Here is a 16,357-nt window from a genome sequence, read left to right on the forward strand (position 1 = left end):
AGCTACTTATCAATATTTACAAGGTGACACTCAATGCGGGAGCAAAAAATAAAATTGCATTAAAATCAATGGTTATTCTCAAGCTGCGAGTTTGTACTGGCACGAAGATATTTATTTCCCCAATAAGCCCTTAGAAAAAATACCAGTAACTCTACCAATAACACGCAAATAGCGACAGAAAATGCCGTAACATAACCAAACCAATAACAAAAACTCAGTAAACACAATTGCAAAGCAGCACCTAAAAATACGCTTTTGTTCGCCAAATTGACCTTCCCTAAAGCGCCTAGCAAGGGATAACCTAGCATCGTAGAAGGCGTAGTAAACATTAAGGTAACTAAAAAAATCAGTAATACTGCATTAGCATTAACAAATTCTATACCAAATAAGAGTTCAATAACCTGATCACCTATAATAGAGCCGATTAATACACCTATTAGACAACATAAAACCGCCCATTTCATGACTTTAAATAACAAGGAAAAATTTCGATTTTTAAGCATGTTAGGATAGAGGGCCTGAGACAAAGGAGAGAAAAAAGCTTGCGCTCCTTTGTATAGTTGTTCAGCCGCAGAATAATAGGCAACTTGAACACTCGTACCCCAAAGCCCTAAGAAAACAGTGCCAGCCGCCGTATAGGTACTAACCGCAGCGCGCGACCAAAAAAACTCCATTGACGCCTTAAAGGTTTCCAATACGTTCTGCCAACCTGGCCAAGTTGCGCGATATCCCAACTTGTAAATAAGGACCAATCCTAACAATGCTGCGGCGCAATGAGTGATACCGTTAAATAGAGCTACGTAGAAGTAATCTTCTTTAGTTGCGACAAAAAGTACCACCAACAACAAAAAACTCAAACGTGAAAGTAATGAGAAAAACGTGATATATCCCATTTTTTCAATACCATGAAAAAACCAGACTGGCTGCAAGGTTGTTCCGGCCAGAATTAAAATACTAAGTAGTATCAATTCCCTGTGTTCTGCATATTGTTGAGTATTTAGTGCATAAAGATAAATTATGGCAGACACCAATAGGAACAGTAAAATCCTGCAACAGTAAATAGCGCCAACAACTTTGTTAATTTTTAAGACATCACCCCTGATTTTACTGAGGGCTACGGGCGCGTATAAAGAGAATCCATAATCGGTAATAACAAAGCCTAATTGCGCTATCCCTACACCAAAAGCGACTAATCCATAGTATTGAGCCCCAAGAACATGAGTTAGGTATGGCAACAAGATAAACGGCAGCACCATATTGGCAATTTGAATCACAAACAAAGCGCCAGCGTTTTGAAATACCCGCTTTTGATCTTCCTTTTCGCTATTTGCCAACGTGCTGTTTAGCCTATCATTCATAACAATTCATTTATTTAAGAGAGGTTATCGACTAAATTAGAAATCACTTCTAGTGCTTTTTTAAACTCTTCTCTATGCTCAGGCCCAAGAATAGATAAATTCTGTTTGATTTTGGTACTCGATATTCCTGTCGTTCTAGGTAAATAAACCACTTCACACTCAGAAGATAAATGATCAAACTTTCCTTGCCAGTCTTCACCCATACCCAAAATGTCTGCCGAATACTTTTCAATATCTCGCTTTTTTTGTTGCCAGTCATTTTCTGGGATAACCATATCTACACACTTAAGCCCAGATATAATTTCAATTCTGTCCTCAAAACAAATACTAGACGTCTTATTTTTCAGCGCATTAAATTCGTCAGTTGATACGCCAACAATCAGCTTATCTCCCAGCGCGCGCAATCTTTGTAACAATCGAAGGTGACCAATATGGAATAAATCAAAGGTTCCATAGGTTATAACCGTTTTACTCATCATTATTTACTCTTTAGTACGGTTGAATACGGTAATTTTTTAACAAGGTGATTAGATTTGAGAACAATAGCAGCTATTTACTCGCCTAAAATTCACAGCAATGCTTTTTTAGGGTTGGCTTCTTCCATGTCCATACCCGCTATAATTTACACTAAGTACATTGATAAAACTCGCGAATTCTATCATTAAAATAGATTTTTATTCAAACCAATTAACTAGGGCGTGTTGACCTTTCGAGGTTAAATTTCGTTCAAAATATAATCAATCGTAGGTTAGCAGTTATTGCTAGCACTTATACTTTTAGAAGGCTCAGATAGTTTTTTGCTGACTGGCTCGTATGAAATTCACTTAAATCAACAAGCGGACAGAAAGGCGAATTAAGTTGTAATAACATGGTATTGGCTAGCGCATCGGTATCAGGGAACGGGACCAACGCAGGTGAGTCATCACCCAATAACATTCTCGGGCCTGTTGGACAGTCAAATGCAACAACAGGTCGCCCGAGCGCGATAGCTTCGGGTAACACAATAGAAAGCCCTTCCCACCTTGAAGACAATACAAATAGCGAGCTTTGGCGCATAAAGTACCAAGGGTTGTCAGTGTAACCAAAGAAATGCACACGATCTTTGACGCCTAACGTACCACATAGCGCCTCCAATGATTCGCGATCTTCGCCTTCTCCAATCAGTACAAGGTCTACATCAGGTAAGGTTGCGGCTATTTTCTCAAACGCCGTGATGAGCAAGTCGAAACCTTTTTGCTCGGCAAGTCTTCCAGCCCCTAATATCACTCGTCTATTGGCAGGCCAGCCATTCAGTTTACTTGGCGTACGCTCGCTAAAACTAAAAATATCAGCATCGATAATCGGGTTTTTAATTGCCCTTACACAATGTTGTTTCGATTTTGGTACAGTGAGTTTTAACTGTGCGGCTATTTCATCGGTTACGCCAACAAAAGCATTGGCCTTGTAATATAAATATTTGTACAGCTTTTTCGTATACCAACGCACGTCACCTTTAGATTGACCAGGTTCTAGTGGTACGTGTCTTGTCACAAACCAAGCATTACAGGACTTGTTAAACAGTTGAGCCAAATACGTGAGAATATTTCCTTGTTCTTTACCCGAGATAATTAAATCAAAGTGGTGTTGCTGGAGATATCGTCTTAGCTTTAATGCTGATTTAAAAAATTGAAAACGGCCAGTAGTCGAGCAAGATACATGTTGAATCTTTATCGCCCCAGAAAGTTGCTGCGCTACAGGCAAATTTTCAAACGTAATTATAGTGCAATTACTACCATTTTCTTGCATTCCTTTTGCAAGTTGTACGGCATATCGTTCCACTCCGCCTTGGCCAAGGTTGGGGATTACTATAGCGACGTTCTTGTTTTCAATCATCTAATGTCTCATTCGTTCCATACAAATTTAAGTTACTTAACTATCTTTTTACCAACTACTGCGTGAAATGCATCACAATCCGCTGACTTGCATCATGGTCTTGATAATCAAAGCATAAGTCTTTTATGCGTTGTCTGGCTTCATTTAAATCTGTGGTATTTTCAGGGTTCAAAAGAAAGCTTTCCACTTGTTCCATTGTTGTCACCACAGGTCCATAGACGACTTCGTCAAAAGACATATAAAACTCCCGGCTTTTAGCCAAATAGTCATCTAGGTCGTGAGCGAAATAACAAATGGGCCTATCCAACAAAGCATAGTCAAACATGATTGACGAATAGTCGGTTATTAACCCGTGAGTATGAGGAAGTATGCAATAAACATCTTGGCTTGAATCGAGTAATTCAATGTTGCTACATTGCTTAACGCTGTTCACTAAAGACAAGGGCGTTAACGGGTGAAGTTTTAGCATTAAAAGCGTATTATTTTTCGCAAGTTTTTTATCCAAGCCTATAAAATCCCAATTTTGTTCTTTTATAAAGTGCGGTGCATGATCACGCCATGTTGGCATAAAAATAAATGCTTTATCGTATGTTTTAATTTTATTAATGAATTTTTGTTCATAGACAGATGACCAACGTTTAAGCCATTTAGCACTATAATCTTGATCCCAGAAAAAAGGATCTAACCTAGGGTAACCTAAGTTTAAACATTGCTCGGCAGGAACACGCAGTGCACTACTAAACGACATATCGCTTATATATTTAGAAGTAGAAACTAAGTTGTCATATATTTCATCATCAGGCGTATATAAAAATACTTTTCGCAACCTAAATGATAACGTCTTATAACGGTTAGCGTGAGACTCAACATCGAAGTGAATTTTTTTGAGTGGTACTCCATGCCAGAGATTGACCAACGACGCCCCTGCAGAAGCAACATAATTTATATCAGATGAACATACGTTAAAAAACCAATATTTACTTCGAAATGCTAGCCATATCCCCGGTAAACTCCAGCGATAATGAGCCTCGGCTCCTTTTGAACAAATATGACGACTTTCTTTACGGCTTCTAGCTATCCATATTGCCCGAATATTTGGCGAATGCTCGACTGTATAACAATATAAATACTTTGAGTTTCCTTCAAAACCATAAGCAGAACCAAAAGCCCAAACCTTACTATTTCTAGGAAAAATTTTACTCAACAAATAAAGCAAACAAAATAGAGGAAGAAGCAAAGTCGTTATTAGTTTCTTCATTAGATTTAAACGTGTATTTTTCAAACAATTCACCAAAGTTCAGTATCAAACTAAAAAAATTTATTAAGAAATGGCGCCACCATTTGGGGCGCGATGGTATCAAAAAATGAAATTTATTGATACTGGCTTTTGTCACTGTTAAAAGTATCAACGTTACTTCTGTAGAGGGAATATTAAAAGCCTATACGCTTTATTTATCCGTGACTCTATAGCCAATTGATAAATTAAAAATGCAGGAGAATATGCTAGCTCACCTTTTAACGTAAAAAGCCAAATTCAAAGCCCTTCCTATTTTTTTATTGTTCAGAAATAACAACAGTAAAATAAAGCAATTAACTTTGTGCTTTTAAGTGGTTCAATATAAAATGTTTGCCAAAATCAAAATATGTTGATTTTTGTTCTTTTTATAATCAGGTTAAACACATTGATAAAACACAAAAATTTAACTCGAAATAGCTACACTTTTCTCTAAATGAATATAAAACATTGGCGACTTTTATTGTTGTTAAGGTATTTTTCTTTTGAAAGTAAATAACTTATCAGTACATTATATTTTTTGGACTTTCCTCTTACTATTTCCTGCCCTTTCGTGGTTGCCAGGAGGGGTTGGTACTGCGCAAAAACTGCTTCACATTAGCGTTTTTCTATTTGTTATAACCTTAGTACTCATAAAAAAACCCGCTAGGCCTGAAGCTAAAATGGTGTATTTTCTTCTAGGCTATGTATTAGTTACCGTATCGTATTATATTTTTACCACCTTAGTTTTTACCACTAACTTAAGTTGGATGGATGTTACAGATTTCACTCGTCCTATCGTTTATTTAGTCTATTTATCCATCCCCCTTTTATATCCACTTACAGGTGAACAACTAAAAAGACTCATGAAGTTTTTTGTTATCGCTTGTGTAATACAAATTGTGTTTTCAGCTTTTGTATATTTTCCAACATTGTGGGGCATTGCTGATCTATATAAAGGACGTATGAGTGATGACGTTGTAGTTTTCCACTTTTTTAGGTGGTCTGGTACTTATGGTTTTCCATCAGATTTTGCGTTCTATCTTTCATTTTTTATATATTATCAATATTTTAAATTGGTTGACGCTAAAAATGAATTTCAGATTAAAGATTGGCTGTTTGTCGGACTTGTCTTTCTTGCCTTAATTTTAACCTTATCTAGAGGAGGAATTGGCACTGTTATTATCATGCTTGGCCTAAGCTATTTGCTCGGTAGAGGTAAAAAAAGTAAGGCGGTAAATGCAACGCTTATTTTAATCATTGTGGTTTCTATTACTTTCGTTACGAGTATTTCCCTGACATTTGAAAAATCGAATATGCTAAAGCTTGATTATATCGAGAGTATGTTTGGTGGCGAAGAAAAAGACTCATCAACCAATCACCGTGTTGTTGAAATGGAACTTGCTGTAGAATACTTTGATAAATGCTTTCCTTTTGGTTGTGGTTCAAACCGAATAGAGCTTAAAAAGCGTATTAGTGTTATTGAAAGCCTTTATGGATATCAATTAGCGAAATGGGGCGCTATTGGCATAATATTATATTTTATCTTGCTATTTTGGATGGTTAACATTTTAAGAGCGTCAGCAAAAACTCATGAAAGAGGAAGCTTTGAATCCATTTTTTCATATGCTACTTTACTTTTGGTTTTGTCTATCCCTGTTGCATTTGGTTTTTCTTCAGCGATGAGTGATAGGTTTAAAACACTCCCGTTACATTATCTTTTTATTGGCTATGTCATCAACTTGCATGCAATAAAGAAAAAACAACAGAAGATTAAAGTTGAAAGGCTTGAAGTTAAGGAAGTGAATTGAAACAAAACATCATGAAGAAGTTAGATGATAAAATATCTATTTGTTTAGATTTTCCTTTAATATTGTCTTCTGTTAAGAGCGAAAAGCAAACATTAGTATCTTTTGTGAATCCATTTTCATATAACGTATTAATAAAGTCGCCAGAAATTATTGATGGTATAGATTATTTTTATTCTGACGGTAGTCTGCTACAAAGACTTCACAATATTTTTCATCCCAAATCAAAGGTTGCTAGGCTGAGTTTTGATTACTCTTCCATTGCCGGTGAAGTATTTGAGTACGCTCAAAATAATGCGCTTAAAATAGCCTTGGTTGGTGGTACATCTTCTGAGGTACTTAAAGCCAAAGAAAATATTGAAGATAGCTTTCCCTCATTGGAAATTGCTTATGTTCGCTCTGGATATTTTGATGATCAACAAGATAAGCATGAAACATATAAGCGTATTGAACAGTCGGGTGCAAGTATCTTAATTGTAGGAATGGGAACCCCTATTCAAGATCAATTTATTATTGAAGCTAAAGTGAGCTGTCCAAGCGTTAAGTTAATGTTTACTTGCGGTGGATTTTTAACACAAACTTCAATTAAACCCGATTATTATCACCCTCTCATTAAAAAATGTGGCTTGCGGTGGTTACAAAGAATGGTCATGCATAAACATGTTCGCCAGCGCGTCATTAAAGATTATCCTAAATTTTTAATGTCTTACTTATATGAACATATTGCGATGCTAACATTTCGTAAAAACTAACAGATAAAAGATATGCTAAATTAAATACGACTCCTATTTAAATTCTATCAAGATCTGTTGTATTAAATTAAATTGGTATAAAACAACCTTGTTTTTACCCCTAAAACTCACTAATAAATGGCGTAAATTAAGTGATCAAACAAGAAGAAAATATAATGCAAGATGAAGAAGTAAATTTCAGTGAATTATGGCGAATCCTCTGGGCAAGAAAAATAACAATTATTGGCGTGACCATAGTATTTTCAGTCGCAGCGATATTTTTTGCCTTGTCAAAGCCTAATATTTATAAAGCTTCTGTGATCCTAACTCCTGTATCAAGCGAAGGAGGAGTTGGTGGCTTAGCATCATTAGCGGGGAAATTTGGTGGTTTAGCGAGTATGGCAGGGATTAACTTAGGCTCAGGCGGTAGCGATAAAACAACCTTGGCATTAGAGATCATTAAATCTCGTTCTTTTTTAGAGAGTTTCATTTCAAAGCATAATTTATTAGTGCCTCTTATGGCTGCGAGCCATTGGGATGACACAACTGACGAACTAATATTAGATGGTGATATATACGATCAAGCGAATAACAAGTGGTTAAGAGATGTTAAAGCGCCTAAAACCCCTAAACCATCACTATGGGAAGCTTATAGAGAATTTTCAGATATTCTCTATATTGACTACGATAAAAAAGCGGCAACTATCGTAATCGATATTGAATACTACTCTCCTAAACTAGCTCAACAATGGCTTGAATGGTTAATCGCTGATTTGAACGCATTTATGAGTAAGCAAGACTTTGAAGAAGCCCAAGCGTCAATTAATTATTTAAACAAAGAATTAAGTGGCATAAAAGTTAAAGCAATGGAAACCGTCTTCTATCAATTGATTGAAGAGCAAACCAAAAACATGATGCTCATTAGTGTTAAGCCTGAATATGTTTTAAAAACTATAGATCCACCTCAAGTGCCTGAGGAAAGAGCGAAACCTAATCGTGGTCTTATTGTTATCTTAGGTACGATACTTGGGGGTATGTTATCGGTATTTATGGTATTACTTCAAAACCGTCAAAGTAAATAGAATTAAGCGAATAGAAATACAGTCAATCTAACTTGTGCTGTATTTCTATATTAAAGATTCGCCCTACCATCAATTAATCACAATGACTGCCGTTCAACCTAAGCAGTGATATTGTTATATATTTTATTCCACATATCACTCGCTTCTTGTTTGAATTTGCTGATATTTGGCAATAAAATATTCTTTATTTCTGTTTGTTCTTCAATAACATAATTAACGAGGCTAATTAACTCTTCTTTCTCAATCGTGGCAGCTAATAATAAGTTACTCACACCATATTCTGAAAATAATTGCTCGTATTTATGGCTCCAACTTGTCGTTATACAAGGAACCCCTTGCGAAAGTGAGCTAACACAGCCATGAAACCTTGAACAAATAGTTAAACTGCATTGACCAATAATCGCTTTTACTTGCAACGAATCTGCCGGTGAAATGATTGGTAATTCTTTTTTTAATGCCTGATTGATTTGATGACAAATAGCTTCGTCGCTTTTACCTTCATGATTTAATAAGAAAACATGTTTACCTTGTTTCGTTAACAACTCAATAATATTGGTTAACACATTAAGGTAATTCTCTCGCCATACCTTATTTTTGTTCTGCTGGCTCAACATTTTACTGTTTGGTATAACGGCAACTCTGCCTTTTAAATCGGCATAATCGTTGTGCAAATGAGGAGATAGCAAATTAGTAAAATCAGGCGAAATAAAAAGGTTACTATTTGACGTTACCTTTTGTGTTGCTTGAAAAGATACGTCATCGCGAGCGAAAATTAATTGAGCATTTTCAAATGCAATCTTAGACCACTTTTGATTGTTATTACTGGTGAACGGTCCAAGTGCTTGCGGCATAAAAACATATTTTTTACTGTTATTATTTAAGCGTTTTGCCTCTTTAGCTGCTTGGATTAAAGCAGTATCACTCCATTGATCACCATAACTAAAACCTGAAGCATCTAATATTACATCTACGTCAACTTCAGTCACTATCCCCCATGCTCTTTTTAAATATTGGCGCATTTTTATAGGTAAAAAATAAGATAGTTTATTGAGATCTATTGTCCCCTTTCTTAAATTTAACTTTTGATATGTCCCAAGTTTAGCTCGATTTTTATAGGGTGAATTTATTCTAGGTAATAGACAAACTTCTGCCTCTGGCCATAGTTGGTGAATTTTTTCAACCATTGCCATTAGCATTAATTCAGCGCCTTTATTAACAAATTGAACGCCTTTAATTTCAATTAACACTAACTTATTTCCTTAATTAATTGCTCTGCACTTTTTTTCTGAGAAAAGGGAATGCCACCATCTTTTTCTCCATACCCCACGGCCATTAACATGATTGGTCGTTGATGTTTTTCTAGAGAAAGAGCTTTATCCATTTGTTTTTCATAAAGCTCAATATCAGGCCAATTAATTGGACAAGTCGATAACCCTAACGATTCAAACGCGAGCATTAATTGCATTGCAACTAAACCACCATCAATATAGATAACATGCCTATCCCGCTCTTTAGGATAGGCACTTAAGTCTCCCACGATCACGAGTAAGGCTTGAATATTTTCAGCAAACCCTTTGGTTCCCATAGGAATAGCCGCTATTTTTGACGCTTTTTTAGCATCAGTAATGGTATAAAACTGAAAAGGTTGTCTATTACACGCACTGGGTGCTTGAGAGGCCATTTCTACTGCTTGTTTAATTACTTGAATATCAACCGGCTTGTTGTCAAACCAACGAGTAGAACGCCGCTGTTTGAATAATTGATGTAAAGCCTTGCTGTCGATATTTGAAATGATTCTCTCTGAATACAAATAAGGTATAGATTGAATACTCGACTGACTATCGACTAATGGTAATTTTTCAAAAAGTTCATTTGCTTGTTTAATAACGGAGCAATGATCGACAGATTTAAAATACTTTTCAAGTACATCTTGTGCCCATTTCAATTCAGCTGGTTCAATAGTATTTAGATGTAAACATTGAGATAAGCAATTTACCGTTTCAATAATATAACTCTCAGCAAATATTGGTTTTCGTGGCACCATAATTAAACCTTTTTCAAGGCGGTGAGTGTTCCGGCGTAATAATGCACTGCTTTTTTCAAACACACCTTCATTAGCTTGATAAGTATTTTTTCCCGCTAAGGTAGCTTGTTGTTCTCTATGATATTGAAAATCGAAAATAAAGTAATACAAAGCGCTCGTAAAACGATTTTTCGCCATATAACGAGATAAAATACTTTTCATTCGAAAACGCATGTTGGTTATCTGATTGATAATTTTATTAGGCAGTATCTTTCTAAGTTGAGATTTCATTATATTTTAAATTATTATCGTTTTTTAATTTAGTCAGTAGTTTTAATAACGCCTTGTTACAGGTATGCATAAGGCTATTAAACAACAAAGAACAGAACTGGAAAAATTTATTCTATTCTATCGAATCCCCATTTAAACAGCTAGATATTTACTTGTATCCATTGATTAATTAAAGAAAAACTATATTTTCATTGCTCATTATTGTTATATAATCTTCCCATAATATTCATTACTAAGCTTATCCATGGCTGTATCAGCAAGTATTAAAAACAGCGCACTACTTATTTTAGAAAAAACACTCACTATAGGCATTGCGTTTATTACCGGCGTTTTTTTAGCGCGCATTGCTGGGCCTCAACTATTTGGAGAATACGCTTACATCCTGTCTTTCGCTGGTTTGTTTGCGCCATTATGTATGATGGGGTTAAACAACATCACCAGTAAGTATGTAATTAAATATCCAATAAATAGCCATCATTATGTTAAATCAGCACTAATAATTAGAGCTTTCGGTGCTTTATTATCTGTACTACTAGGCCTGTTTTGTGTTCTGAATTTTAATGAAAACAATAGCGCTAATAGCCTGACAATTCAGTTATTAATACTACAAAGTTTCCAATTCCTTTATGTTATTGAATATTATTTTTTAGCAAACAATCTTGTTAATACAACATTAAAAATAAGACTGTTTATTTTAATGCTATCGAGTTTATTAAAAATTATTGTTATTTTTAACGGTGCTGACATCACATTATTAATAAAAGTTCATGGTGGAGCATATGCATTTATTGCCCTCAGTTACTTATGGTTTTACCGAGTAAAAAATGCGCATTTAATACTAAAAAAGCAAGTGAATTCGCATGCTATTTTTGCACTTTTTCATCGAGGAAAATGGTTACTATTATCTGGTATTGCCGCAGTGATATATTTGAAAATAGATCAGGTCATGCTTGGTCAATATTATAATAATAAAGAAGTTGGAATTTATGCTGCAGCGGCAAGGTTATCTGAATTTTGGTATGTATTTCCCGTATTAATTGCCAATGCATTTAATCGACAATTACACGATAAATTTAAACAGAGCCATAAAGACTTCACTCTATTTTTACAATCAATATTAGCGGTACTAATTGTCAGTGCAGTTATTATTAGCATACTCACATACGTACTTTCTCCAATTGTCTTACTCTGGATTTATGGCGAAGAGTTTATTAAGAGTGCTGCTATTTTAAATATTCATATTTTCGCCACACTTTTTATTTTTCAAAGAGCTATTTTCAGCAAATGGTTAATTATAAAAGGACTGTATAAATACAGTTTGCTCACCCATGGTGTTGGCGCAATTAGTAATGTCATACTCAATATATACTTTATTCCTAAATGGGGAGGCATTGGTGCTGCATGGGCAACGTTAATTTCATATGTCTTTGCGAGTTTTATTAGTTTGTTTTTTTCAAAAGCGACACGCCCTTTTGCTTTTATAATGTTACAAGCAACATTTGTTCAAACTTTTAAGTTAAGATCTTCCATTAAACTAATTAAAAACTCGCAAAAACCGAGCCAGTTAATATGAGTGAAAAACTGAAACGAATATTATATAGACAGTTACCAACCATATTTAAATTGTGGCTTCAAAGACTCCAGTTATTTTTAAAAGCTCCCAAATTGGCATTGTTATTTTCAAATAAAAATATAAATATTGAACGTACAATAATCGTTATTTCTTTCCCTCGAAGCGGCTCAAGTTGGATAGGCTCTATACTTGGCGCAGCTGATGAAACCTTATATTTACGTGAACCTGTAACGACGCCTTATTTATTAGAAAAACGTGTTAGAGTGTCGGTTTTTGATCCTGAAATAACAACAGATCATAACCAATATTATTGTCACATAAATAATGCTTTAAAAGGGAATGCACCAAAACTATCTTCTATTTATGCTTATCCCAAAAAATGGAAGAAAAGCAACAAAGGAAAAACATTAATAATCAAAGAAGTGAACCCTTTGGTGATTAATGAATTCCAAAAAACTGAAAACAAAATCATTTATTTACTTCGCCACCCTTATTCAATCGCGAAAAGCTACAGTGCTTTGCATTGGAAAAAAACTGATTTATTTACCAGCAAATTTCAAATGTCGGAGTTGCAGTTAATACAAACCTTGTGTCCTACGATACTCAATGAAAACTTTTATTTTCAAATGGGTTATTTACAGGGTTGGATAGAAGCAAAAAGTAAGGTAACACTCGACTTACAAAGCATAATAATTAGATATGAAGATTTATGTAAAGCACCACAGAATAGTTTTGAACAACTCTTCAAACAGTTAAATATTCATTATAATGAAACGATAAAAAACAAAATAACACAAAGTTTATCTGCTGATTCAAATGCTGCAGTTGGAGAATTTAGCTTACAAAGAAATAAAGAGTCAGTCGCTTATGTTAAAGTTAAAAAAGCAGATGAAGATAATTACATTGAAGTAATGAAGGCATATTCGCAAGCAATAGCTGATACCAATAAACAAAATAATACAGATATAACGAGTGCATATGTGGTCAATTGCTCACTCATAAAATGGATAGATTAGGTAACGTCACCCCATGAAAAAAACGCTTTCAACGATGATAAATTATCTCACACAACGGCTTGGTTATGAATTTTCTATCCACCGTATTAATCCAAATAATACGTCACAAAAACCTGTGGTATTTGTTCATATTCCTAAGTGCGGTGGAGTGTCAGTAGATAGAGCATTAAGAGAGCAATTAGCCTTACCTGGCGAAAGAAAAATAAAACGTACACCGTTAATTGACACCAGTTTATTTAATTTTGAAAAAGAAATTGTCACTTTAGCAGACAAGTGCGATTTCAGTGAATTTCATGCTAAGCAAATCCAAGATATTTTGATTTATCATTTAAACTTGAATTGGCAGTATGTTAGCGGACATTTCAATGTCACAGGTAAAATTCTTGAAGAATTCTCCGATAGTTACCATTTTGTAACGATATTGCGTGATCCCGTTGACCGTTTAATATCCAACTATATTTTCAACAAGCTCACCAATACTTTCGCCATCATGCCACCTAGTATTGCTACTAAGCCTATGACTAAAGATGAATTATGGCTAGAGGCAGATCAAATATTAAATAGCCGTAGAGGCTGGCATATGGCGAATACCATGACCATGTTTTTAACGGGTCGTTATCCAAAAGATGAAAAAGATGCTAAATCTATGCAAAATGAAGTGCTTGAGAATTTATCTAAGTTTAGTGTGGTTGGCACACTAGATGATATGCCAAGCTTTGAGCAACGACTTAACAGAGTAGCAGATAAGTCTTTTCAAATAGGCAAGCACAACACCACTAAAGGGTTAGAAAATAGTGATGCTGAATTTACACGAAAGAGCCTAGTCGAATATTTTGCACAAGAGAAAGTAACAAAAATATTAAATAAGCTCTGTTCTGAAGAACTTGATACATATCAAAAAGCTAAAAAGGCTTATAATCAATAAGTTTCAATTTCAAGGCGTTAAAATAGTTACTTAGTAGTGTTAAAATCCATTGAATTCACTAGTCGTTTATATTCACTCAATATTTCTTTTTCCGCTGCAATATTTCCACTCACCGAAAGTGTAAACAAACTTTGCTTATTTTCAGACATTACCGCTATGTTATATATGACTTGTTCATTACCATCTTTATCACCGTGAAATATATATTCTTTAGATATATTTCTTCCTTTAAATACTGCATCATCATTTCCAACCAAAGTGAATTTAATTTCTTTATATTTTTCTTTTAACAAACCATTTAAAGCTGAGTCAAAGAATTTTTGCCACTCGTCTATTTTCCCTGTGTATTTAGTACCGGATAATTTTTGGCAAATAACGTTTGTTGCAATCCGGTAAATATCAAAGTTGCCGTATGATAGGAATTGCTCTAAATCTAAAGAGACTTGTGACGATAAGTTAATGTTCTGCACTTTTTTAATGATTGGCTCTTTTAACGCTAATTTAATATTACAGTTATTAGCTTTCGCTGTTGAGATGTTAACCCACGATAATAAAATAAGTATTATTAATATACTGCTTTTCAAAACTTAATACCTTTAATGATTACTTGAATAATTTTATATCAAATTTTAGACACAAAAAAGCCTAGCAAATGCTAGGCTTTTACAAGGTTAAGATAATCTAAAGATTATTTAATACCTTTTTGAGCTGTGTTAGAAATCTCAGTACGACCTGAATCATCAGTAGTAAATGCATAAGCAGTTACATCTTTATTATCAGCATCAACATTGAATGTAACACTTAACTTAGCAGAACCTTCGATGCCAAATAAAGTTTTTAGCATACCTTGAGAAACTTTAGTAACAGAGTTAGCTGGTAAATCCATACCTAAATCCATTGCTGGATAAGTAACTGAAGCACCTTCAGAATCTACAGTAGTTACTGCTGAAACAATTACATCAACCGCTGAAGACGAAGTGTTTGAGAAGTGAACAGAAGATGAAGTACCTTCATAACCAACAGGTAAATAAGGAATAGTGATGATTGTTGCATCAACTTCCCACTCACCAGCTGCATCAGTATCCATAGCTAATTGCTTAGTATTGGTTGCTGAACCAGTATCAGCATCAACAGAAACAGATGCAGTAAATTCTGAAGCTTTAATAACACCAGCATCGTTATCTAACACTAAAGTCAGCTCACCAGCAATACCATCAGCAACAGCAGTATCCGTTACTGTAAAGCTAATAGATTTTTTGTCAGCTGCAACAGCAACGGCACCAATTACATCATCAGCTGAATCAGATGTTAATACTGGAGCAGTACCACCAGTCAACGTTGCTGCTGAGAAGTCACCAGCTACTGTAACTGTAGCTTGAACTAAAGTATCATTTGCAGCAGAAGCTAAAGTTTGATCATCACCAAGAGTAATAACTAAAGAATCATCATCACTGTTTGCTGCATTACCACCAGAGATAAATGTTTTTTGAGCTTCACGCTCAATAACACCATTTAACTTAGTTTTAACCGATGCAGTGTATTGATCAGCTGTAACAATTAACAAACCTGTGTTATCACCAGTTGTATCTTTAGCATCACCAGTTAAACCTGATTTAGCTGAGTAAGTAACAGTCGTTTCTGATGCTTTAGTTTTATCAAAGTCTGCACCACGAACTTGAACTTCAAATGAAGAGTCTTTAGTTACCGGGTCACCAGTCGCAACTTCAACTATAACAGTTGTTACACCTGAAGTGGTAGTTACTGAAACTGGACGTAATTTATATGTACCAGAACCATAAACCAAACCTAACTGAGTATCAGCACCAGTTGTGGTTGCATCACCATTACCATCTACAGCAACAGAAGCTATACCAGTAACACCTTTACCAAATACTAAAGTAATTTGATCGCCTGCTTCTAGTTGCTCACGTACAATAACACGTAAAGAACTAGTTGCTGCAGCACCAGCTGCAACTTCAAGGCCTTGTGCAGAATGCTTAGTTACTGCATCTGTCAAATCAGCGGCTTGTGAAGTAGCACATACAGCAGTAATTGCTGAAGCTACCAAAGCTTTTTTGAATAAATTCATTATTTTCTTTCTCCTAGTTTCATGAAACCAGCACACCAATAATGAGTCAATGTGCCAATATTTTTTCTTGCTTGGCTAGGCGCCTAGCCAAACCAATGCAAATTTAATGATAAAGCTCACCTGATGTCAAGTAAATAGGTTTTATTTTACTATATTTGTTGATTTTACAACCAATTAATACATCAACAAGGCTATTTACTACTCTTTTGAGCTTTATTTAACTTATTTGAAGCTTATTTTATATCAAAAAATAATTAGAGTCTTATAAAAACTTTATAAGAATTCATTTATTATTGTTTTTCTTGGGTAACACCCA

The 16,357-nt window shown here is 34.9% G+C and carries 14 protein-coding genes; 6 read left to right on the forward strand and 8 right to left on the reverse strand.

The window, feature by feature from the left end; translation table 11 throughout:
- Positions 1-65: 65 nt before the first annotated feature.
- The 4 genes from Q4493_RS00875 to Q4493_RS00890 form a co-directional block, all read right to left on the reverse strand.
- Entirely contained in the window at positions 66-1,334 is a 1,269-nt protein-coding gene (locus Q4493_RS00875; protein ID WP_303448662.1) for an oligosaccharide flippase family protein, read from the reverse strand.
- Between the two features lie 38 nt (positions 1,335-1,372).
- Complete coding sequence (locus tag Q4493_RS00880) at positions 1,373-1,834, reverse strand: adenylyltransferase/cytidyltransferase family protein (protein WP_303448666.1); 462 nt, start codon at positions 1,832-1,834, stop codon at positions 1,373-1,375.
- A gap of 292 nt (positions 1,835-2,126) precedes the next feature.
- Positions 2,127-3,230 carry a glycosyltransferase gene (locus tag Q4493_RS00885; protein WP_303448668.1) on the reverse strand — a complete coding sequence of 368 codons (1,104 nt, stop codon included), beginning with the start codon at positions 3,228-3,230 and terminating at the stop codon, positions 2,127-2,129.
- A 55-nt stretch (positions 3,231-3,285) separates the two neighbouring features.
- A complete protein-coding gene (locus tag Q4493_RS00890; protein WP_303448670.1) occupies positions 3,286-4,434 on the reverse strand; it encodes a CDP-glycerol glycerophosphotransferase family protein in 1,149 nt (382 codons plus the stop codon).
- A gap of 575 nt (positions 4,435-5,009) precedes the next feature.
- Here Q4493_RS00890 and Q4493_RS00895 point away from each other — a divergent pair.
- From Q4493_RS00895 to Q4493_RS00905, 3 genes are all read left to right on the forward strand, one after another.
- On the forward strand, positions 5,010-6,314 hold the full coding sequence (locus Q4493_RS00895) for an O-antigen ligase family protein (RefSeq protein ID WP_303448671.1): 1,305 nt from the start codon (positions 5,010-5,012) through the stop codon (positions 6,312-6,314).
- A complete protein-coding gene (locus tag Q4493_RS00900) occupies positions 6,311-7,063 on the forward strand; it encodes a WecB/TagA/CpsF family glycosyltransferase (RefSeq protein WP_303448672.1) in 753 nt (250 codons plus the stop codon). Before Q4493_RS00895 ends, Q4493_RS00900 begins: the two co-directional genes overlap by 4 nt.
- Positions 7,064-7,194: 131 nt before the next feature.
- Entirely contained in the window at positions 7,195-8,124 is a 930-nt protein-coding gene (locus Q4493_RS00905) for a Wzz/FepE/Etk N-terminal domain-containing protein (protein ID WP_303448674.1), read from the forward strand.
- A 98-nt stretch (positions 8,125-8,222) separates the two neighbouring features.
- On the opposite strand, the gene Q4493_RS00910 is transcribed toward Q4493_RS00905, so the two are convergent.
- The gene (locus tag Q4493_RS00910; RefSeq protein WP_303448676.1) at positions 8,223-9,371 is read right to left on the reverse strand and encodes a polysaccharide pyruvyl transferase family protein; all 1,149 of its coding nucleotides are present in this window, start codon (positions 9,369-9,371) and stop codon (positions 8,223-8,225) included.
- Positions 9,371-10,369, reverse strand: a complete 999-nt coding sequence (locus tag Q4493_RS00915) for a nitroreductase family protein (RefSeq protein ID WP_303448677.1) — start codon at positions 10,367-10,369, stop codon at positions 9,371-9,373. Before Q4493_RS00915 ends, Q4493_RS00910 begins: the two co-directional genes overlap by 1 nt.
- A gap of 313 nt (positions 10,370-10,682) precedes the next feature.
- Between Q4493_RS00915 and Q4493_RS00920 the strand changes: the two genes are divergently transcribed.
- From Q4493_RS00920 to Q4493_RS00930, 3 genes are all read left to right on the forward strand, one after another.
- Complete coding sequence (locus tag Q4493_RS00920) at positions 10,683-12,011, forward strand: flippase (RefSeq protein ID WP_303448679.1); 1,329 nt, start codon at positions 10,683-10,685, stop codon at positions 12,009-12,011.
- 92 nt (positions 12,012-12,103) lie between these two features.
- Positions 12,104-13,027, forward strand: coding sequence for a sulfotransferase domain-containing protein (locus Q4493_RS00925; protein ID WP_303448681.1), 924 nt, complete (start codon positions 12,104-12,106; stop codon positions 13,025-13,027).
- 13 nt (positions 13,028-13,040) lie between these two features.
- A complete protein-coding gene (locus Q4493_RS00930) occupies positions 13,041-13,952 on the forward strand; it encodes a sulfotransferase family 2 domain-containing protein (RefSeq protein WP_303448682.1) in 912 nt (303 codons plus the stop codon).
- A 26-nt stretch (positions 13,953-13,978) separates the two neighbouring features.
- On the opposite strand, the gene Q4493_RS00935 is transcribed toward Q4493_RS00930, so the two are convergent.
- The gene (locus Q4493_RS00935; RefSeq protein WP_303448683.1) at positions 13,979-14,536 is read right to left on the reverse strand and encodes a hypothetical protein; all 558 of its coding nucleotides are present in this window, start codon (positions 14,534-14,536) and stop codon (positions 13,979-13,981) included.
- A gap of 104 nt (positions 14,537-14,640) precedes the next feature.
- Entirely contained in the window at positions 14,641-16,041 is a 1,401-nt protein-coding gene (locus Q4493_RS00940; protein ID WP_303448684.1) for a hypothetical protein, read from the reverse strand.
- Between the last annotated feature and the right edge of the window lie 316 nt (positions 16,042-16,357).

This window comes from Colwellia sp. 1_MG-2023 (assembly GCF_030546755.1).
Taxonomy (GTDB): domain Bacteria; phylum Pseudomonadota; class Gammaproteobacteria; order Enterobacterales; family Alteromonadaceae; genus Thalassotalea_H.